17 protein-coding genes and 2 pseudogenes are annotated in these 19,943 nt (G+C 43.0%); 14 read left to right on the forward strand and 5 right to left on the reverse strand.

Annotation, left to right across the window (positions count from 1 at the left end; genetic code table 11):
- Nucleotides 1-47 precede the first annotated feature (47 nt).
- The 4 genes and pseudogenes from ACUN2T_RS01215 to ACUN2T_RS01230 all read right to left on the reverse strand — a co-directional run.
- On the reverse strand, nt 48-179 hold the full coding sequence (locus tag ACUN2T_RS01215) for a hypothetical protein (protein ID WP_445495870.1): 132 nt from the start codon (nt 177-179) through the stop codon (nt 48-50).
- A 687-nt stretch (nt 180-866) separates the two neighbouring features.
- A complete protein-coding gene (locus ACUN2T_RS01220) occupies nt 867-1,127 on the reverse strand; it encodes a hypothetical protein (protein ID WP_445495872.1) in 261 nt (86 codons plus the stop codon).
- Between the two features lie 199 nt (nt 1,128-1,326).
- Nucleotides 1,327-1,605 (reverse strand): hypothetical protein, encoded by a 279-nt coding sequence (locus tag ACUN2T_RS01225; protein WP_445495874.1) that lies wholly within the window; start codon nt 1,603-1,605, stop codon nt 1,327-1,329.
- 689 nt (nt 1,606-2,294) lie between these two features.
- A pseudogene (locus ACUN2T_RS01230) lies at nt 2,295-2,588 on the reverse strand (ATP-dependent DNA helicase RecG); the annotation flags it as partial.
- Between ACUN2T_RS01230 and ACUN2T_RS01235 the strand changes: the two are divergent.
- From ACUN2T_RS01235 to ACUN2T_RS01245, 3 genes and pseudogenes are all read left to right on the forward strand, one after another.
- Nucleotides 2,589-2,822: pseudogene (locus ACUN2T_RS01235) on the forward strand (transposase); the annotation flags it as partial.
- 293 nt (nt 2,823-3,115) lie between these two features.
- Nucleotides 3,116-5,428, forward strand: a complete 2,313-nt coding sequence (locus tag ACUN2T_RS01240; protein ID WP_445495876.1) for an S-type pyocin domain-containing protein — start codon at nt 3,116-3,118, stop codon at nt 5,426-5,428.
- Between the two features lie 50 nt (nt 5,429-5,478).
- Entirely contained in the window at nt 5,479-5,991 is a 513-nt protein-coding gene (locus tag ACUN2T_RS01245; protein WP_445495878.1) for a DUF6392 family protein, read from the forward strand.
- Between the two features lie 214 nt (nt 5,992-6,205).
- Here the strand turns inward: ACUN2T_RS01245 and recG are convergent, their stop codons facing one another.
- The gene (gene recG / locus ACUN2T_RS01250) at nt 6,206-8,287 is read right to left on the reverse strand and encodes an ATP-dependent DNA helicase RecG (protein WP_445495880.1); all 2,082 of its coding nucleotides are present in this window, start codon (nt 8,285-8,287) and stop codon (nt 6,206-6,208) included.
- A gap of 441 nt (nt 8,288-8,728) precedes the next feature.
- On the opposite strand from recG, the gene ACUN2T_RS01255 reads away from it, so the two are divergent.
- From ACUN2T_RS01255 to ACUN2T_RS01305, 11 genes are all read left to right on the forward strand, one after another.
- On the forward strand, nt 8,729-9,295 hold the full coding sequence (locus ACUN2T_RS01255; protein ID WP_445495882.1) for a tyrosine-type DNA invertase: 567 nt from the start codon (nt 8,729-8,731) through the stop codon (nt 9,293-9,295).
- A gap of 427 nt (nt 9,296-9,722) precedes the next feature.
- Nucleotides 9,723-10,325, forward strand: coding sequence for a fimbrial protein (locus ACUN2T_RS01260; protein WP_445495884.1), 603 nt, complete (start codon nt 9,723-9,725; stop codon nt 10,323-10,325).
- 125 nt (nt 10,326-10,450) lie between these two features.
- Nucleotides 10,451-11,194 (forward strand): fimbrial biogenesis chaperone, encoded by a 744-nt coding sequence (locus tag ACUN2T_RS01265; RefSeq protein ID WP_445495885.1) that lies wholly within the window; start codon nt 10,451-10,453, stop codon nt 11,192-11,194.
- Entirely contained in the window at nt 11,178-11,804 is a 627-nt protein-coding gene (locus ACUN2T_RS01270; RefSeq protein WP_445495886.1) for a fimbrial protein, read from the forward strand. Before ACUN2T_RS01265 ends, ACUN2T_RS01270 begins: the two co-directional genes overlap by 17 nt.
- Before the next feature lie 67 nt (nt 11,805-11,871).
- Entirely contained in the window at nt 11,872-12,546 is a 675-nt protein-coding gene (locus ACUN2T_RS01275) for a fimbrial protein (RefSeq protein ID WP_445495888.1), read from the forward strand.
- 54 nt (nt 12,547-12,600) lie between these two features.
- A complete protein-coding gene (locus ACUN2T_RS01280) occupies nt 12,601-13,275 on the forward strand; it encodes a hypothetical protein (protein ID WP_445495890.1) in 675 nt (224 codons plus the stop codon).
- Between the two features lie 52 nt (nt 13,276-13,327).
- Nucleotides 13,328-14,062, forward strand: a complete 735-nt coding sequence (locus tag ACUN2T_RS01285) for a fimbrial biogenesis chaperone (RefSeq protein WP_445495892.1) — start codon at nt 13,328-13,330, stop codon at nt 14,060-14,062.
- 67 nt (nt 14,063-14,129) lie between these two features.
- Entirely contained in the window at nt 14,130-14,891 is a 762-nt protein-coding gene (locus tag ACUN2T_RS01290; RefSeq protein WP_445495894.1) for a fimbrial biogenesis chaperone, read from the forward strand.
- A gap of 84 nt (nt 14,892-14,975) precedes the next feature.
- Entirely contained in the window at nt 14,976-17,708 is a 2,733-nt protein-coding gene (locus ACUN2T_RS01295) for a fimbria/pilus outer membrane usher protein (protein WP_445495895.1), read from the forward strand.
- Nucleotides 17,709-17,875: 167 nt separating this feature from the next.
- Nucleotides 17,876-19,294 (forward strand): hypothetical protein, encoded by a 1,419-nt coding sequence (locus tag ACUN2T_RS01300; protein WP_445495897.1) that lies wholly within the window; start codon nt 17,876-17,878, stop codon nt 19,292-19,294.
- Between the two features lie 143 nt (nt 19,295-19,437).
- Entirely contained in the window at nt 19,438-19,929 is a 492-nt protein-coding gene (locus ACUN2T_RS01305) for a CaiF/GrlA family transcriptional regulator (RefSeq protein ID WP_054480509.1), read from the forward strand.
- Nucleotides 19,930-19,943: the final 14 nt, after the last annotated feature.

Raw genomic sequence — 19,943 nt, forward strand, 5'->3', positions numbered from 1 at the left:
CAAAATAGCCAACCGCCAACCTTTTGGATGGTCCAGGTTTACAACCCCTACACTGAAACCTTATTTTGAAATTGATCTAAAGCACGGGCTTCATCTACCACCTCAGCGGTCAAATACACATTTGTACTACGTTTACCGGATTGTTTTCGTTCTACGGTTGAGACGCATTGTCTTTTCATCAGATACCTCATTTATGCGCATAAAACTATAGCAGATAGTGAGCATCATCAAGGGGTGCTAAGCTGAAACCGCATAGTAAATATGATTAGTTAATCTATTAAGTATTATTTTGTTATTGCCAGTCATTAACCAATAGCCGAGAAAAATATAATAATTCAACCTATAAAAAATCAAAATAACTCACTTTTTTATAAATAGAAAATATATTGTGCGCCTTTTGGTGATTTTTATTCTTTGCTTTACGATTAATGCTTAGTAAATGAATTTACATGTTTACGTATTAATAAGAATAGCCATAAAGATGTACATCTTTATTAAATTATTCTGCTCAAACCTCATAATTTTAATTTTTACTATTTATCGATAAAAATAATATAAAACTAACTACCAAAAAATCAATTTAGTATTAACCTAAAGTTATAAGTCGATAACTTTTTTCTATTATCTGACACATCAAATATTGGAACTAAACACCTGGTCTGGAAACGCTGACAGAAGAAGTTGATAAAACAACTGATTAATTATAAAGAGGCTGTAAATATCTTTATCAATCAAGAAGAAAAAAGCATTAGGGGCGAAAGTAGCAGACCGTTGAATATAAATAGTTCAGGAATGGAGATTCCATTCCTGATTATGGTGATTTAATTTTGTCTAACACTCAATTAAATCGGATGACAAATTCTCATTTATTTCTCTTGATGATATATATTAGTGCCGCTATCTTGTACATAATCATCAAAGATAATAATAAAACTGTTATGAGAAGCAGAATATGATTTTTCAATACCTCTCTGTATTACTGACAATATAAAACCATGCGTATCGGATAGATCCCACACCTTGACATCTTCACAATCAAGAGCTAAATATTCCTCTCTACCATCATCTCCATATTTATTAACCGAAACTTTAACCGGTTCAGTTGAGAGATTTTTAACATAAATCATAAATTCTCCACTATGTCAATAATTGATATTTGCATTTGATTCAATGGCATACGAACGTAAATTAAATTAAGAAAACTAAATAAGGTTTCATAATTCCGCTACACATGGTTTTATTCAACTCATTGTTATACATAGGGTTGTTGGTGGATAAGGTGTAGCGCCATTTTGGAAAGTTATTTAGTGCAATAATAAAATTTTTTTAGATAGATGGTATAAAATATAAATAACTTATCTGTTCGCCGTTATTTTCAACCTTGTCACTATAAATAATTATGTAGCCATTTGATCTTATTGAATATAACAATTTATCATTATCCTTGAATACTACTGACATTAAAAAACCGCGCTCATCTGATCTACTCCATTGAACCACCTCCCCTGGATGAATATCAACATATTCGTCATTGCCTTCTTCACTACTCCATTTACTCATTGCAACTTTAACTACGTCATCTGAAATATTTTTGGCATAAATCATATTAAGCTCTCCATTATATCAATGTAGATTTATTTAGCTTTAATTTAAAAACACCCTAATATGTACCATAATGAAATATAAGTATAGATGAAGAAAAACCAACAAAACTACTATTTGCGTGACCTCCATCAAAGTTTTATACTTCGAAAAGAAAATATTTAAAATTACATTCATTGGTGAAATAGCAATATTTACTATCTAAACTTGGCAACTCAATATTACATTGATGTAAATATAATAATTGTCATTATATATATTAATGACAATTTCATATCATAGATTTACATCTATTCCCATTTTAACCTTTGAGTATAATGTTGCGCTAATACCGCACACGCCATCAACTGAATTTGATGAAAAATAGCGGAACCGCCTGTTACCCTAGTTAGCAGATAAAAGACTTCGGATAGTGACACGTCGTATCAATTAATCCGAGGTATTAGATTCGATTTTTTTAAGAAAATAATAAAAAACCATTTATATTTTCTGGGGATATATTTTAACGCTGGTACTAATTCAGGAATAATTGTAGTGGTGTTTTCCATTCCTTTGGCAATAATACATTATCAATTTAATAGAATAATTAAAAGAAAGCTCTATAGCAGAGCATCTTAATTATTGCCTAAAACCAGATATCCGTATTTTTAGCAGCGCTGAGAAGCGAAAAGCCCGCTCCGATATATTCTCAATCACGCATTACTATAATGTGCCCGTTCCGGTAACCAGCGTTCAATTAAGGCGCGAGCATGTTCAGGATAGTGCTGGTGGATATGCCGGGCAATACGCTGTACTTCCGGCAACATTCCCTGATCTCTCAACAAATCAGCCACCTTAAATTCCGCATTCCCTGTTTGACGCGTCCCCAACAATTCACCGGGGCCACGAATTTCCAGATCTTTCTGTGCGATAACAAACCCGTCATTACTGTCCCAGAGCACTTGCAGGCGTATTCTGGCGGTACTGCTTAGCGGCGTTTTGTAAAGAAAACCCAAATTGACTTTGCTCACTCTTACTCGCCTTGGGAAAGAGGGATAAATGAGAATATCAATGGATTAATCAGACAATACTTTCCAAAAGAAACTGATTTTAATGAAGTCTCTGATCAGGGAATAAATTTTGTGGTAAACCGATCAAATCATTGTCCCCGAAAAACACGGGGTGGGAAAACACCGTGTGAATTATTTAAGGGAATACGAACATGTTTACTTCTAGATTAACGATGTTGCACTTATTAAGTGAATATACCAATTACATTAATCAATGATTCAGCTCAATCACCACATCCACAAAGTCAAAATAATAATATAATTGTATTAAATACAATACATTATTAATTAGTTATTAATTTCAAATAAAACAATTAAAATCATAAATAAGAACGGTAATTATTAATTTATCTATTTAATTCTGGCCGTTTCTAACACGTAGAAAACGTTTTTTGTTAACACAGCTAAGTATATGAATACGTTTTTGTAACTATTTTTATCAATAAAAACAATGGAATAGAAAAATGGAAGATAGCATGACAGTCACAGCAAATGGCGGTGGTTGGAATTATGGAGGACCAGAAGGTAATGGAAACCAACGTGATGGTGGTGGAAATAGCAGACATGTTGATCCACGTGCGCAGGTTTTAGTATCACCATATTCTGTTCATCCTCTGACACTTGAGTTAATTAACAACAAGTGGGGATTTACGTTTAATACCACAGAAGTGCAGAACGAAGTCAGGGAGGCATTAAGGAAAGCGATTGAGAGTCTCAATGATACTAAAACTAAAACGCTTGATACCCTCAATGATATCAGAACTAAAGCAGCTCCTTATACAACGAGTGTCAGCAATTTTGCAGTTAGGGCTGCGCCTTATTTAGGAAGATTGGCAACTACATTTGGCGCATTGTATCCGACGACAATGGGGGATGCCACACTCTCTACTCATGACCCAGATGGCTGGGCCGCTGCGATAGCACAAAGTCGTTTTGAAAAGAACCAACGTTCGGCATTGATGGTGATGAAAGCTACAATGGTTACTAAATCTCCGTTGAACACAACTGCCTTAGCTTCTATAACGAACGTGCCGGTCGAAGTTCAGGTTAAAGATATTATTAATAACGATCAAAAACGACAGCTGGCAATTACTAGGACCATTAATAAAACAGTTAATGTTCCGGTTGTTAAGGCGGAAAAAGTTTCAAACTTTAGTCACGGCATTTATACAGCAAAAATTATTCCTGATGCACCACCTGTCCATATCAAAATGGACACATCAAAAATAAAACAACCCCGTGATAGAGGGTTTGGTGGATTCGGTAAAAAAAATAAAGTTAATGAAAATGCTCCTATAGAAAGTTATTTGCCCGTATCTGGGTTAAACACGCATGACGCGATTGTTTATTTTGAGGATGGAAAGCATGAGCCGATTTATGTCTCCATGACCAAAATTCTGACAAAACAACAAGAACGAAAGCAGATTGAAGAAACTTTAAAACGTGAGCAAGAATGGAAAGCAAAGCACCCTGCTGAAACCGCTATTGCTGAATATTTCGAAGCTGGTCAAGAGCTAGACGTTATTAATATTGATTATCAGGAAAAACAAAAACCGCTTAATCAGCTTTTAAATTCACCAGAAGGTAGGACATTAAGCGATCCTGTAAAATATCCGTTGGTATATGAGCAAACGAAAAAACAATTAGAGTTTACGAAAGGTGAGATAAAAGTTAATGATAAGGATTTAATTAATATTTTATTACAACAAGGGAAGAAAGCTTATTTTAACGAAATAGTAAGAAGAGAACGTGAAAAGTCTCATCCTGGACTTGGTATCCTTATGATATCAGCTCTTTATGAGCGACTAGGAATACGTTTATATGATGCACATCAAAAAATCGAACAAACCAAACAAGAACTAACCCCCATAGTGGAAAGCCGCAATAAGGCGGAAAATAAGAAAAAAAGTGCTGAACAAAAACTTTATAATTCCGGATTGCTAACTCGAAAAGGACTGGAAAATATTGCCGATAAAAATGGCACAATATCGGTTCCTGTACGTTACCGTTTTGTGAATGATCCTGCATCGGGTGAATTAACACATGGGGCGTATCATACTACAAAGGAAAATGGTCTGGATCAGGTTCCTGTGCGTTACATGCATTATAACGCTCAGTTAAACCGCTATGAATTCTCGATTGATGACGATGCAAACAAACCGTCAATTCTATGGACGCCAGCTGATCCAGGTTTTCGGTTTCCGAATCATACGGGATATCATATTCCGCTGGATATTCCAAGTACGCCTCTGGTTACGCCAATTCCAGAACCGATAGGAATAAATATTGAAATTTATCCGATGCCAGAACCAAGGGGCCTGAAAGATTATATCTTGGTAACTCCAATTCCAGGCATTCCTGCGATTTATGTTTATTTCAAGAGACCTGCTGTAAAATTCTTGGAAGTGGAATCGTATGATGATTTTCAGGGCAGACCTAGGGACGGATATCATGCCGATCATATACCTTCGGCAGCAGCGGTGAAATTGCATTTAAAACGCAAAAATCCTGATATGGACTTGAATGAATTAGAAAAACGTTCTAAACAAGTGGCCGCTATTATCATTCCTACTGATGTTCATCGTAAAATAAGTGAAACTTATGGAGGAAGAAACAAAGCTAAAATGGAAGAAGATTCACTGGATTTGGAAAAAGCAGTGGATAGGAATTTTGATGTTATAAAAGGTGATCTCAAAAAATACGGCGCGACAGAAGAGAAATTGGAGGCCGCCCGTAATAAAATTCATGAAATTAATAGAAAATTTGGATTATATTAAAATAATGCCGTGTTAAAATAAAGCTACGTTAGAGTGGAGGTTATATAAAAATGTGCACAAAAAAAGATATAGAACCATTGCTGTTCGATTTAAGAAATGTTGATTATAAACCAGTAAATTACGAATATTTGGTTAAAAATGGACAATTGTCTCGCGATATAGAGCCAAGTAGTCTCTCGGATGATGATTACGTTTCATATCATCTGGTTGATGAAGGTATTTACCTAGCTTTTCGGCAAGAAGACATGGCTTTTTTTCATATGGCATTATTTATTATTGATGACGATAATACCCTCCATTCTTTCGAATGCTCATCTGGAGATATTATTTTTAAACCTGGAATGTCCCGAAAAGATATGCATGAGGAATATGGACAACCAAAAAAATCTATACCACCTAAAATAATCATGAATGAATATTATGGATGGATGGACTGTTATGATATTTCGCAGACTGAAATGAAATTTCGTTATGATTCAAGTGAAAAACTTAAAACAGTAAGTTTTACAAGGTTAGTATATGATAAATATTCCGGTAAAACAGAATGGTCAATGTTTGTGTAATAAATTAATTTTGTTTTAGTTGTCGGTTTAAAAAGCAATTTTTATAGTGGGATCGCGGTCCCACTTTTTAGCTTGTCCATAAATAATATATTGCCAATTCAATAGAATAATTAAGAAAGCTCTATAGCAGAGCATCTTAATAATTGGATAAAACCAGATATCCGTATTTTTAGCAGCGCTGAGAAGCGAAAAGCCCGCTCCGATATATTCTCAATCACGCATTACTATAATGTGCCCGTTCCGGTAACCAGCGTTCAATTAAGGCGCGAGCATGTTCAGGATAGTGCTGGTGGATATGCCGGGCAATACGCTGTACTTCCGGCAACATTCCCTGATCTCTCAACAAATCAGCCACCTTAAATTCCGCATTCCCTGTTTGACGCGTCCCCAACAATTCACCGGGGCCACGAATTTCCAGATCTTTCTGTGCGATAACAAACCCATCATTACTGTCTCTAAGCACTTGCAGGCGTATTCTGGCGGTACTGCTCAGCGGCGTTTTGTAAAGTAGAACACAATGAGAGGCGATAGCCCCGCGGCCAACTCGTCCGCGCAATTGATGAAGTTGCGCCAAGCCGAGCCGTTCCGGGTTATCAATGATCATCAAACTGGCATTCGGCACATCCACACCCACTTCAATAACCGTTGTTGCAACCAGAAGCTGTAGTTCTCCACGCTTAAAAGCTTCCATCACTTGCTGCTTTTCTGCGGCTTTCATTCGGCCATGTACCAACCCAACTTTTAATTCCGGCAAGGCGAGCGTTAATTCTTCACTGGTGACTTGCGCAGCCTGAGCTTCCAGCACATCGGAATCTTCAATCAGTGTACAGACCCAATAGGCTTGCCTGTTTTCATCAAGGCAGGCATTTTTGATCCGTTTGATAATCTCTTCACGGCGTGTATCCGGGATCGCAACCGTTGTGACCGGTGTTCTCCCCGGTGGCAGTTCATCAATAACAGAAGTATCGAGATCCGCGTAGGCGGTCATTGCCAGAGTCCGGGGAATCGGTGTTGCCGTCATAATCAATTGGTGCGGATGAAAACCCTGTTCGCGCCCCTTTTCCCACAAAGCCAGACGTTGATGCACCCCAAATCGATGTTGCTCATCAATAATCACCAGCGCCAGACCGGAAAATTTCACCTGTTCCTGAAACATGGCATGTGTACCAACAATCATGGCGACCTGCCCGCTGGCAATGGCTTCCTGTTGTTTCTGACGTGCTTTCCCCTTTTGCTTGCCAGCCAGCCAGCCGACCTGAATACCCAACGGTTCCAGCCATTGCCGAAATGTATTTGCGTGTTGTTCTGCCAGTAGCTCAGTTGGCGCCATTAAGGCGACCTGCTTACCATGCGCAATAACCCGCAATGCAGCCAATGCGGCAACCAGCGTTTTTCCTGAACCAACATCTCCCTGAATCAGCCGCATCATGGGAACATTTTTTGCTAGATCTTGCTCAATTTCCGCTGCAACCCGTTGTTGCGCGTTAGTTGGAGAAAATGGCAGGCGGTTGAGGAACTGCTGTTTTAACTTGTTTTCAGTCGGCAGCGATTGAGCGTGATGGCGTTGTGCACCCGCTCTAACTGCTAACATACTCAAATGATGCGCCAGAAGTTCTTCTAGGATCAGACGGCGCTGGGCTGGATGTTTGCCGGTTTCTAGATCAGCCAGCGCAATATCTGGCGGTGGACGGTGCAGGGTATGTAATGCTTGTGGCAGGCTGATCATCGAACGGCTAAGCTCTTCCGGCAGGAGTTCGTTGATCGCACAGGTATCAAGCAATTCCAGCACCTGATCAATCAGCTTGCGGAGAGCTGCCTGACGAACACCTTCTGTTGTCGGATAAATAGGCGTTAATGTTTCTTGAAGTTGCACATTCCCGGCATAATTCTGGATTTTATACTCAGGATGGATAATTTCCGCGCCATGACTCCCTTTTCTGATTTCACCGTAGGCAACAACTTGTTTCCCTTTGACCAGATTATTTTTCATTGCCGCAGAGAAGTGAAAAAAGCGCAGTGTAAGCACCCCGGTGCCATCACTGATTTGGCAGGTCATCATCCGGCGGCGGCCAAAAACAACATTGGTATGGAGGATTTCACCGGTGACTGTGGCATGGATACCCGGCAAAAGATCATTAATCGTATAAAGGCGTGTTTGGTCTTCATAACGAAGCGGGAAGTGCAATAGCAGATCCTGCAAATTAATCAGCCCCATTTTTGCCAGTTTAGCTGCCTGACTTGCCCCGACGCCATGCAGGGATGTTAAAGGGATAGCATCAAGCAGTTGGCCTTTCATACGATTTTTTTCTCCATTGATTGTGTGGCAGTCCATCCTGTTTTACCGGGCACGATTGGGCCTGATTCATTATCCATAATAATACAGACGGGTTTAACGTAATCAACGGAATATTCCCCCCAATAACGGGTTGAAAATTATACTGATATGCCGTGGTGAGCTCCTGTAACAGTCAAGGTCATATATTCTTGTATATCAACTAAATTCAACAGCGTGATCTCATAGTGATAAAAAAATAATCAAAAAAAGGTGTTTAAATTCTACCTCTCATCTGTATAACCCTCTGTAGCCCCAGTGAACAATATGCCATTTGGGCAAATTAATGGTGTGTATTTTATCCCCGGGTCTTGTCTGTTCTTGGTTTGCCTCTCGGCATTGGGGACGGGCCTGTCAGGGGATAATAGCTGGGTTGTGCTATCAATATATTTGGGAGAAATAATCATGGGCCAAAGAAAATATCTGACGCAGTCAGAAGTGGAAAGCCTGTTGGAAATGGCGAAAGTCGGCGCTAATCCAGAGCGGAACTACTGTTTGGTGTACATGAGTTTTATCCACGGCTTTCGCGTTAGCGAAGCCAGACATTTACGGTTATCTGATATGGAGTTGAAAGAGCGATGCCTGTATATCCGGCGGCTAAAAGGAGGGTTTTGTACTAACCATCCTCTGTTGCTCCGTGAGGTCCGGGCGATTAAGGCATGGCTCAAAGTGCGCAAAACTTTTTTGGGGGCAGATAGTGATTGGTTGTTCTTGTCACGTTCTGGGAAGCCGCTTACGCGTCAGCGGATTTACCAGATTGTTAGTCGATTAGGGCAATTGGCGAATATTGCTGTCGTTCCGCATCCGCATATGTTGCGCCATGCTTGCGGCTTTGCCCTTGCAGACCGGGGAGTGGATACCCGGCTGATACAAGATTACCTTGGACATAAGAACATTCGTCATACTGTACGTTATACAGCGAGTAATGCTGAACGTTTTCAAGGAGTTTGGGGTGTGAAAGCTAAACGTTGATCGTTACATTTAGGACCATTTTGACAATTGAGACACACTAGCCATAGAACTATACTGAAAATTTTCTAATAAAAAAAGATACAGAATTGTATATCTTTGTAAAGCATTATGTATCTACCACAATTGCACCAAAATAACTCAACTTGTCTGCTTTTAACACACGCCAATCCCAATCTCTCAGGTCCCTTGCTTGAAATTGTTGATCTTATTTTTCGGTCTAAGCAACAAAATATCCTTAAATTTTTATTATTGCCGTTAAGTTGTTTCGGTAATGCTGTATTTTCACACTAAAATACCAAAGTGTGTCTCAATTGTCAAAATGGTCCTAAATGACAATTTTATGTACAGCTGAGTGTTGCTGATAATCAGCAAATGGCATGTAAAGTTAAGTTTGATTTTTGTTCGATAATTAAGTGGAATTAATGAAATGAAAAAGATATCAAAGATAAGCGTCGTGGCGGCGTTGGTTTTGGGGGCAGCTTCGGCTGCTAATGCGGCGAATAATACCATAGTAAATGTTACCGGTATGATTGTGGCTGCAACATGTGATGTTACCAACCCTGGTTCAAATGGGTCGGTGGATACGGGGAACCATAAAAACACAGATTTTGACGCCGCAGGTACGAAATTTCCAGGCACAGGAATTTTAAAATTTATAAAGGACAGTGAAAGGCATTTCACTATTGGTCTTAGTAACTGCTCTAAAGAAAATACAGATACAGGTAAAGTTAAGTTGTATGTGACAGGTCAAACCTTGCAGAAATCAGGGGGTTATCTCTTTAACAAAGAGACTAATGAATCGGCAGGTATAGTACTACTAAATTCTCTAGAAAATAATGTATTCACGCCTATTAAAAGTGAAAGCACGGTTCCTATGATCGTTTCTACTGTGAAAAAAGACAACAAAGAGGAACCTGATATGACGAATAGTCATGCAGAATTTGTTGTATATATAGCCACAACGGGCGAAGGTGTTCCTGAACACCAGAAGATTAATGCCCCCATCACCTTCTCCTATGCGTATAACTGACTTTTATGTGGCTTTAGCCTGAGGAGCATCTCCTCGGGCTTCTTTGGTGAAAAGTCTCAGATGACTAATGATGCCTTTATTAGGCAACTATTGGCTGACCGAGCCAAAAATATGAGAAAGAAAAAATGATCAGTAAACTCCGACTTTCCAACATCATAGTAAAAGGCTTGGTATTGAGCGCGTTTTTGTACGCGTCACAGAGTCTGGCTGAAGGCGGGTTTGGCATCAATGCTACACGTATTATTTTCTTACAAGATAAAACCGAAACAACAGTCTCAGTACGCAATACAACAACCAATATCCCTTACCTAGTGACAACTAAAATTACTCGCACCGTTGATGGCAACGGTAAAGCACCCTTTTACGTCTCTCCTCCTTTATTCCGTTTGGACCCTAAGGGAACCAATGTCCTGCGCATCTTAGGTGATACCAGCAAATTGCCAACCGACCGGGAAAGTGTCTTTTATTTTAATGCTTCTGCTATTCCCGGTAGTAATAATCCTCCGGGCCAGCGTTTTGAAAGCGCCAAGATTGGCGGCGGGATAACTTATGCCATCGGCAACACCATCAAACTATTTTATCGGCCAACGGGGTTAGTGGGTACGCCAGAGCAGGCATACAAAGCGCTGCGCTTTACCCATGCTGCCGGGGGCATTCAAGTCAGTAACAATTCGCCTTATCACATCAGCTTTACCCAGATCAAAGTTGATGGGGCGCCAGTGAAGTTTTCTGAAAGTCATCCGCAGATGCTGGCGCCTTTTAGTACCCACGTTTATCCCGCTCAGAATAGTCAGAATAAAAAGAAAGTGGAATGGGCAGTGATCAACGATCTCGGTGGAGGAGATAATTTCGATGGCACAATCCAATAAAACCGGTATCTCAATGGTTCTGTATGTACGCAGGTACCTGAGTTACATCGGCATGGCGGGGGTTTTGTGGCTTTTTTCTGCTCCTTTGTGGGCGAAGAATTCTGTCTCTGCCAAGTTTAAGGCCACAATTACCCAAGGGACGTGTGATATCTCTGCGAGCGACAGCAATATCGAACTAGGTACTGTGCAATTTAAAGACGTGGTATCAGGCAAAATCAACAAGGAAGCCTATCTGACGTTGAAAAATTGCACTGCTGTGGTCAATAAAGACAGTATTACTCCCACAATCACCGTTACCGGCGATCACGTTGATACGGATGAAACACTGTTTCGTAATCGTGGTACAGAAAGTACAGCTTCAACGGCGGAAATGGGCATTACTGTGCAATTGAAGACGCTCAATGGCGGGGAGTGGTCCTCGTATTTGAAGAATGGTGTCCCATTTCACTTGGCTAATAAAGGCACAATCATAAATGACCACGCCCCTTCTGTTTCTGTGCCGGTCAAGTTTTCACTGATGTGTGCTCAAGTCGCCGGTGAACTGGCAGCTGATTGCAAAAAGACAGGCAAAATCAGCGCAACGATGACATTTACGTTTGATTATCGCTGATGTTATCGGCATTGCAGTGCGATATCCGTTAACAGAAAAGTCATAGAATTAATTTGAGGCAAGTACGATGTTTGGGACAGTGACAGGACAAGAAAAAAATAGGCTGAATGACCCGTTGGCCTGTCTGACCAAGGGCAGATATGCGGTAATGCGCTGCTTCTGCTGTTCTATATTGGTTCTATTGTTTCTGGCGGTCAGTGGGGCGGCTGAGGGGCGGCGTCTCCCCACACAAACGAGTGGAGTGGATGTGGAGCTTCATGCTGAGATTATTCCAGATCCTTGTGATATGGAGATAAGCAGCGGAGGTACGTTGGATTTCGGTTCGTTGTCGGCAGCAAGCTTTGCAAAGCCAGGGGATATATTAAGCCCTCATAAGCTTCAATTGAAGTTGACTAATTGTGGCTATCCGAATGCCAATACTTTCAGTGATCCCGAGATATCTGTGGAAGGTACTACCATCAACAACGAACCCAAAATGTTCCGTGATTCTGATAGTTCTGAGGGATTTGGATTTGTTCTCATGTATTCAGTGTCGGATGATGGAGACGACGAGATTGATTGGGATGATTTAATAACCGCTGGCAGGAGTGCATCGCTAAACAATGATCTTAGTATTGAAATTGAAGACCAGCAGGCGGAAGTTCCTATAGTGGTAGCGATCGCTAGGGAGCGGCAGGGTGATGGTGTTATTCGACCGGGTCAATTACATGCGAGTGTCACTTTTACATTTACCTATCGGTGAGGGCAGTTTGTCACGGAGGATATAAAGTGGGAAACGAGTGAGAAGGGGAGTTGGATGAAAATGAATAATAAAAAACGTATGAACAGTTGTTTAATAGGCTATCGCAATCGGACAAAGTCTTTGTTACTCGTCATGATAATGGTCGGGTTGAGTGCCAATCTGGTTCTGCCGGTGCAAGCTCAAACTGGACCTTACGAGACAACTGCTAATTTTTCATTGACCGGTTTTCTGTTGCCCCCGACTTGTGTGCTGTCAGTGAATGGCATGTCCGGTGGCACATATTCTATAAATTACGAAAAACCTTACAGGGCCAGTCAGTTCAAGGATGGTGCATCTCTGGAAGAAACGAGAAGAACGTTAAAATTCACTCTGTCGGGTTGTAATCATGCCCCTCTCAAAGGGGACGGTTCTCAAATTAGAAAGCAACCGACTCTGTTCGTATCGGGTGAGAAGGACACTGATAGTAACAATCCTTACCTTTTTTGGTCGTCAGTTTCTGACGCTAAGTGGGTGGGAATGTTGCTGAGCAAAGAGGGGGGCGTTAACCCGGGATTAGTCGAGGTGAAGTCTGGCATGGAGGAACCGGTACGCTTCGATTTTGAACCGAACCTTGATAATAACGATGGTCAATCCATGACATTTTCGGTGGTTATGGCCGGTGATAAAGGGCATAGAGTGGTCGGAGGAGGTCTATATGTCTCTATACATTTTGAGTTTGAGTATTCGTGATAACTAAATTCAGGTACGCCTGATAAATGTTGCCGGAAGTGAAGTGGAAGGTATGAATATAAAAGCGTGGATAATGGGATTATTGGGGCTATGGGCAATGATGGCGTTACCGGTTCATGCCGGTCTGATGTTAGGACAGACACGGCTGGTTTATCATCAAAGTGACAAAGTACAAAGTATCTCGTTGCAGAATTCGGGTGATAGCGCGTATCTGATACAAGCGGCAGTGACCTCTTGGGATGATATCAAGGCTCGGTCATCGGCGTTTACTGTGCTGCCCCCCTTATTTCGTCTAGAGGGTAACAGCGCGAATGTGATGCGCGTTATCCGTACCGGTGGTGATTTCCCGGCTGATCGTGAGTCACTGTTTCGTCTTCGCATCAATGCGATTCCTGCGGGGGTAGCTCCCCGTGAGTCTGATGGGCAACAGGATAAGGTTGATGCATCCTTGTCTATCTCGCTAGGTATGAACATTAAATTTATTTACCGGCCAGATAATCTACCGATGACACCGAAACAGGCGTATTCCCGGCTGACGTTTAGGCGAACCAGCAATACCGTCGTGGTGGTTAATCCGACGCCGTATTACCAAACATTTTCCTGGCTGAACCTGGCTGGTGAAAGCATAAACCTGAATAAAGCGCCATCCATGTTAGCGCCTTTTGGTCAGGTGACTTATTCCCTGACCGGCTTGGCAGGTAAAGCGGCTGATAAGGTGACGTGGGCGATGATGACCGATTTCGGGGGAGAAAGTAAGCCGCAGAACGGTGTATTGCAGAGCCACTAAGCAATGTTTTGGACTGAGTAATATTTTGGGGATGAAGAACACTACATGGCATGAATGGGATACTTCAATGAAACAGATATATACAGCTGTGTTGTGTACTTTGTTAACGATCTTGCCTGTATCGCGACTGAAAGCAGAACCGCAGGGGATGTTTATCGATGAGCCGCGTGTGATCTATCTTGGGTCATCCAGCAACGGTGTTATGTCGACTTTCAGTAATAACAGTGACGACAACTACCTTATTCAGTCAATGGTACGGGAAATGGACCCAAAGAGTGGTTTACCGACAGCGGTTAATGCGCCGTTTATCGTGATTCCTCCTCTGGGCAAGGTGAATGCGCACAGTAGTCAAGTACTGAAAATCCTTCGTACTGGTGGGGACTTTCCAAAAGATCGCGAGTCGGTGTTCTTTCTGAATGTGCGTCTGTTGCCTTCCGAGAAGGAAAATTCTGTGCCAAATAACCTTGTCCAGATGAAAGTGATCATGACTCTGGCAGTGAAGTTGTTCTATCGTCCGAAAGGATTACCAAAAGAGGGGGTTGCTGGAGCAGTGAAGCAGTTACAGGTATCGGTCAAGGAAGATACTGTGACTCTAACGAATCCGTCGCCGTTCTGGGTAACGTTGCAGGCTCTGAAGGTGAATTCGTTTGCTGTGCCTGCTGGGAGTTTGTTCAGTATGGTGCCGCCATTGAGTCAGCAGAGCTGGTCACTGCCATCGGGTAAAGCACTACCGGGTAGTCATGTCACAGTATTGTGGCGAGCTATCGATGAATTTGGTTTAAATACCGATGAAGAGAGCCGGTCCGTTGTTGTCTCTGGCCGCCGCTAGCTAATAGTGAGTGGCGTTGCAGATATCAACAGAAGATAGGTGAGCAACGGACCTAGTATTAAATAATAGAGATGGCAATTAAGAATGAAAGTAATAATTCCGGCAATAAGCCGTCGTTCAGAACGTCCGTCTATTTGTCGTATAAGTCCGGGCATTTCCACCGCTATGTCCTTGTCAAAATGCGGAATAGAATTGTGCCTTTCACCGGTTTTTTACCGGATGATGTTGGTATTACTGGCGGGTTGGCATACTCAGGTAACAGCGCGTGACTATTTTGATCCTTCTTTATTGGAGTTTGGTCAAAGTTCAGGGCAGACGGTGGATTTATCACAGTTTGAAACTGCTGGTGGTCAGGCGCCGGGAACTTACCGAGTTGACATCTACATTAATAGTACTTTCTTTGATTCACGTGATGTTACGTTCCAGCATAATGGGGCTGATAGTAACGCGCTGGTTCCTGTACTTACCCCAAATTTATTGGAGGCTGCGGGTGTCAATGTGGGTAGTATACCGGCATTAAAAGCATTGCCGCCGGATAAACCAATGGGTAGTCCATTAAGCAAATTCATTCCTCAGGCCACGGCTCATCTGAATTTTTCTCAGATGAAGTTGAGCTTGAGTGTTCCCCAGATAGCGATGAAACCTTTGGAGAATGGTTTGGTTGATCCAAAGTTGTGGCAAGAGGGGATTCCGGCTTTTTTATTGAATTACAATATTAATGGCAATCAGAACCGACGCTCACAATCTGGCAATAAACAGACGAGTCAGAGTCTGTTCGGTAGCTTTAATTCTGGGTTGAATTTGGGGGCCTGGCGTCTGCGTAATACTGCCACCTATTCTTATAGTACTCAGACTTATAATTGGTATGACTCATTTAATGGTCCAGCGAAGAAAACGACGCAATCCCAACAAAGTTGGAATTTTTTACAAACCTATTTGCAGCGTGATGTAGTGATGTTACGCAGTGATCTGACGATAGGGGATACCTCGACTGGCAACGTAGCGGGTCAGGTATTTGATGGTTTTCCTTATCGGGGTATTGGGCTTGCCTCCAGTGACGCAATGATGCCTGGCAGGCAGAGTGGTTTTGCACCGATTATCAGCGGGATAGCTAAATCCAATGCACAGATTACGGTGACGCAGAATGGAAGCGTGATTTACCAAACCAACGTCGCGCCAGGCCCATTTCGTATCACAGATCTGGTCGGCAGCAGTACCGCAGGCGACTTACAGGTAACGATAACTGAGGCGGATGGTACCCACCATGGGTTCAGTCAAGCCTATTCTAGTTTGCCCATGATGCTGCGGCAGGGGCAATTTAAGTACGAAGTGGCAGCCGGGCGCTATCGTGCGGGGGGATACAACAATCGTAAGCCGGTGTTTGGCATGGCCTCGATGATTTACGGTTTGCCTGGCAACGTCACATTATACGGTGGGGGGTTGGTGGCGCAATCGTACCAGTCTGCGGCGCTGGGGGCTGGGTTTTCCCTTGGTATGATGGGGGCGTTATCTGCGGATGTCACGACGGCTCGAACTCGGTTGCAAAATGCGACTAACTTCCTGCGCGGGGAGTCTTACCGTGCTAAATATTCGAAAAGTATGCTGACCACTGGCACGACAGTGGATTTAACCGCGTACCGCTATTCCACCCGTAATTATCTGAGTTTCTCGGATGCGAATATCCAAGGCTACAGTGTTTGGGGAGAACTTCCCTATTGGATGTCTGAACGGCGGCGTAGCAGTTGGCAAACGAGACTAAGCCAGTCATTGCCCGGTAATTATTCCTTGTGGCTCAGTGGTCGGCGGGATAACTACTGGGGCAGCTCTAAAACCAATACCACGCTGTCGATGGGGTTGAATGGTTCTTTCTACCGTGTGGGTTGGGGGCTTAATTACAGCATTGATCGCATGCGAGGTAATGGTGATTGGCCTGAGAACCGGCAAATTTCGTTGAACGTGAATGTTCCTCTGAGCTTATTTGGTTCCTATGCGGCCCTGAATAATGCGTATGCTAATTATAATTTTTTCCGTGATAGTTCTGGGCGTAGCAATAGCCAGCTAGGGTTAGGTGGTTCCGTACTGGATGACAATAGTCTGTCCTGGAGCGTATCACAAAGCCAGGCTAATCAAGGGCAAGGAAACAGTGGCTCCGTGTCGATGGGATACAATGGCGCTTTCGGGCAGGCGAACTTGGGATACAACTACGATTCACAGGGGGGGCGTAGTGTGAACTATGGGTTTAACGGAGGATTGGTTGCTCATCAGCATGGCGTCACCTTGGCATCGCGTATTGGTGATGCTGCTGTGTTAGTGCGAACCGCGGGGGTTGAAGGTGTGCGTGTGATGAACTCCAGCTCGGTTACTACTGATCGCTGGGGGTATGCGGTTATGCCATATGCCAGGACATACAGCCGTAACAGTATTAGCTTAGACCCGTCATCGTTGCCTGAAGGGGCGAATATGGAGCAAGGCAGCAAGAACGTATTTCCGACGAAGGGGGCTGTTGTGATAGTGGATTACCCCATACGTATTGGGCAGCAATTGCTGATGAATCTCACCTATCACGGTAAACCTGTACCGTTTGGGGCAATGGCGGGGCTGAAAGGGGAGGCAGATACAAATCTGGCGGCGATAGTGGGAGATGGTGGGCAAGTGTACCTGAGTGGTATGCCGTCTAAGGGGGTACTGAAAGTGAAGTGGAGTAATACACCGGATAGCCAGTGCGAGGTGGCATTTGACTTGGGAGCGCCTCCGATAAAGAAGAAAGGCGATAAGAGTTGGAGTCCAATGAGGCAACTGAACGAAACCTGCCGTTAAAAAGGGATGCTGTATGTGGTGACAATCTGCACGGGCAATCCAATGCAGAAAACCAAAAGAAGAGGAATCCCCTGAGAGGTGGACGTATTTCGGCTGAGACGGGGTGATGGCAACGAATGAGAAGTTCTAACAGGACAATTGGGGAGTAATCCTTGGTTGGGTATCGCATGAATATGAATAAAATGTTTATTAACAGGATAATGCAGGCTGTTGGTCGGATGGTAGCTTATCGTTGCCAGCGGCCGACATGGGCAGGCGTAATATGCCTATCTGTGGGCATCTTTTCTTCCTCCTCGGTACTTGCTACACAAGTAGAATACTGGAACGCAGCGGCAGTTAGTGATGCGCTTGGGCCTAGGCAAGCAGTGCCGTGGAATCGCTCTGTCATCACTTATCCAGCATCGGGGAAAGCAAACTTAGGCGCAAATATTGTGTTTCCCAATGTATCATCAATGTTGTGGCAAGGAGATGACCCCAAAATAACGATGGAGAACGCTAAGTTTCGGCTCGTATCTAAGGGGAAAATCTTTGACGCTTTGCAAGTTAGCTCGGGTACATACAACTGTAAAATTAAAGCTAGCTTTAAGGATAATCGTCCGGGAACAGCGGAAAAGCGCTTTTCGCTGGATATGATGAATAATTCGGGTCTTAATCAAACTGAATACGAATCTCTTGAGGTAAACAATGGCGATACCAAGATTGATGAAGATGTAAAAAATGCGGCGTTGCAAGATTTCAAATTCGATGCTTCTTGTAGCGGGGACAACTTTTCATGGCAGCGACATCCCGACCAGAAGATCAAATTCGACACGAGTCCTAATGGTGATCTTGTAGGATTTCAGGTTAAGACCTCACGTGAGAACGATTTTGTGGTTTGGCAACGACCACTAGGTAGTCTCCCTGAGATTAAAGACCCTACAGTAATATTGCAGCCGCCAGAGTGTGTTATTCCGGCGGACTATAATTATGGCTACACATTTGACTTTGGTGAGGTTCAGCCAGTAGACGACCCCCCGGGAAGCGGTCACTTCAACCCCGTCAAACTCAAGGATATGAGCTGGCGTATAATGAAAGTTTCCTGCACTGTCACCGAAGGAGAAAATACAGGCGGCACGGTAATTGTGGTGGCATCTTCCCAATATATAATGCCAGGTACTCAGAATCAAATGTTGCGGGTGATACATAATGCAGAGGAGGATAATAAAGAGATTAATAATGAAGCGTTGGGGGTAAAGCTTGCGCTGTCTAGCGTAGCAGTCCAGGGACCTTCTCAGAGTGGTCCGGTTAGTTTCAGTGCTGATCCTAAATTTAGTTGTGGGGGGAATATTGTTGTGGGTAAAGGTAATACAACGCAGTCAATGAATAAGCAAATAACATTTGCCGACGGTAATAATAGTAAAGATGCAGGAACGGGTGGTTTTGTGTGCCTTCAAGTAGAGAACCCTGCACCATCTACACCACCTACACAACAGACTACGACTTTTCGCTTCTCTTTCACTGGAAGCGTCTGGCAACTCCGGAGATTGAAGCGTTCGGATTATGGTGCTTTCCAGACGAATTTTGACATGACGGTGGTAAGGCCATAGCGCCTGCGACGAGCGTTATTTTTACACAAATCATTAAATATGGTGGGCGGATTAGCCTATAGGTATTTCATTTCAGATAAATCACAGTATTTCATTTCTCATGTGGTAACAGGAAAACCAGTTAGTCACCGGGGGAGAGTAAAATGACAATCAATGTTAATGATTCAATGCTGCTTCAGATAAGCGGCAGTCAGACCGATTTGCTTGGAAGTCAGACTATTACGGGTAAACAAAGTAATCATGGGGATTTTCGTCTGCCTGCCTGCTTGTCTCATTTGAATGATACACCGTTGTACATGGCGGTCGCGTATTGGGGATTATTGAAGGGACGCGGATTTACCAAAAGTGAAATCAGCCAGGTGTTCCGAGTGACGGAACGCCGGGCAACAGATGTAATGAATTATATCTACAATGAGCGACGTGATGTGATTGCCTGTGAAAAAGTCTTCTTTCGTGAGAAGCAGGGAAGCCGTCGGCTGATGCTGATTGTTACGGCAGTCGTTGAACCTATGCCCCAGAAGGGTCAGGCGCCGGTAACGAAAACGGTGAAATCGACGCGCTCCCGGACATCATCACAAGCTAATCACATGCGCACTTGGTTTTTGCAGCGGGCTTGTGTTCCGTTTATCTCCTGAGTCGTATCACACAT

It is taken from the genome of Photorhabdus machadonis (assembly GCF_052657765.1).

Excerpts from the sequence above, each read along its gene's own strand:
- ACUN2T_RS01285 (WP_445495892.1), top strand. The coding sequence starts at position 13,328 with ATGAATATAAAAGCGTGGATAATGGGATTATTGGGGCTATGGGCAATG.
- ACUN2T_RS01260 (WP_445495884.1), top strand. The coding sequence starts at position 9,723 with ATGAAAAAGATATCAAAGATAAGCGTCGTGGCGGCGTTGGTTTTGGGG.
- recG (WP_445495880.1), bottom strand. The coding sequence starts at position 8,287 with ATGAAAGGCCAACTGCTTGATGCTATCCCTTTAACATCCCTGCATGGC.
- ACUN2T_RS01255 (WP_445495882.1), top strand. The coding sequence starts at position 8,729 with ATGGGCCAAAGAAAATATCTGACGCAGTCAGAAGTGGAAAGCCTGTTG.
- ACUN2T_RS01215 (WP_445495870.1), bottom strand. The coding sequence starts at position 179 with ATGAAAAGACAATGCGTCTCAACCGTAGAACGAAAACAATCCGGTAAA.
- ACUN2T_RS01245 (WP_445495878.1), top strand. The coding sequence starts at position 5,479 with ATGTGCACAAAAAAAGATATAGAACCATTGCTGTTCGATTTAAGAAAT.
- ACUN2T_RS01275 (WP_445495888.1), top strand. The coding sequence starts at position 11,872 with ATGTTTGGGACAGTGACAGGACAAGAAAAAAATAGGCTGAATGACCCG.
- ACUN2T_RS01280 (WP_445495890.1), top strand. The coding sequence starts at position 12,601 with ATGAAAATGAATAATAAAAAACGTATGAACAGTTGTTTAATAGGCTAT.
- ACUN2T_RS01295 (WP_445495895.1), top strand. The coding sequence starts at position 14,976 with ATGAAAGTAATAATTCCGGCAATAAGCCGTCGTTCAGAACGTCCGTCT.
- ACUN2T_RS01300 (WP_445495897.1), top strand. The coding sequence starts at position 17,876 with ATGAATATGAATAAAATGTTTATTAACAGGATAATGCAGGCTGTTGGT.
- ACUN2T_RS01290 (WP_445495894.1), top strand. The coding sequence starts at position 14,130 with ATGAAACAGATATATACAGCTGTGTTGTGTACTTTGTTAACGATCTTG.
- ACUN2T_RS01265 (WP_445495885.1), top strand. The coding sequence starts at position 10,451 with ATGATCAGTAAACTCCGACTTTCCAACATCATAGTAAAAGGCTTGGTA.
- ACUN2T_RS01225 (WP_445495874.1), bottom strand. The coding sequence starts at position 1,605 with ATGATTTATGCCAAAAATATTTCAGATGACGTAGTTAAAGTTGCAATG.
- ACUN2T_RS01240 (WP_445495876.1), top strand. The coding sequence starts at position 3,116 with ATGGAAGATAGCATGACAGTCACAGCAAATGGCGGTGGTTGGAATTAT.
- ACUN2T_RS01305 (WP_054480509.1), top strand. The coding sequence starts at position 19,438 with ATGACAATCAATGTTAATGATTCAATGCTGCTTCAGATAAGCGGCAGT.
- ACUN2T_RS01220 (WP_445495872.1), bottom strand. The coding sequence starts at position 1,127 with ATGATTTATGTTAAAAATCTCTCAACTGAACCGGTTAAAGTTTCGGTT.
- ACUN2T_RS01270 (WP_445495886.1), top strand. The coding sequence starts at position 11,178 with ATGGCACAATCCAATAAAACCGGTATCTCAATGGTTCTGTATGTACGC.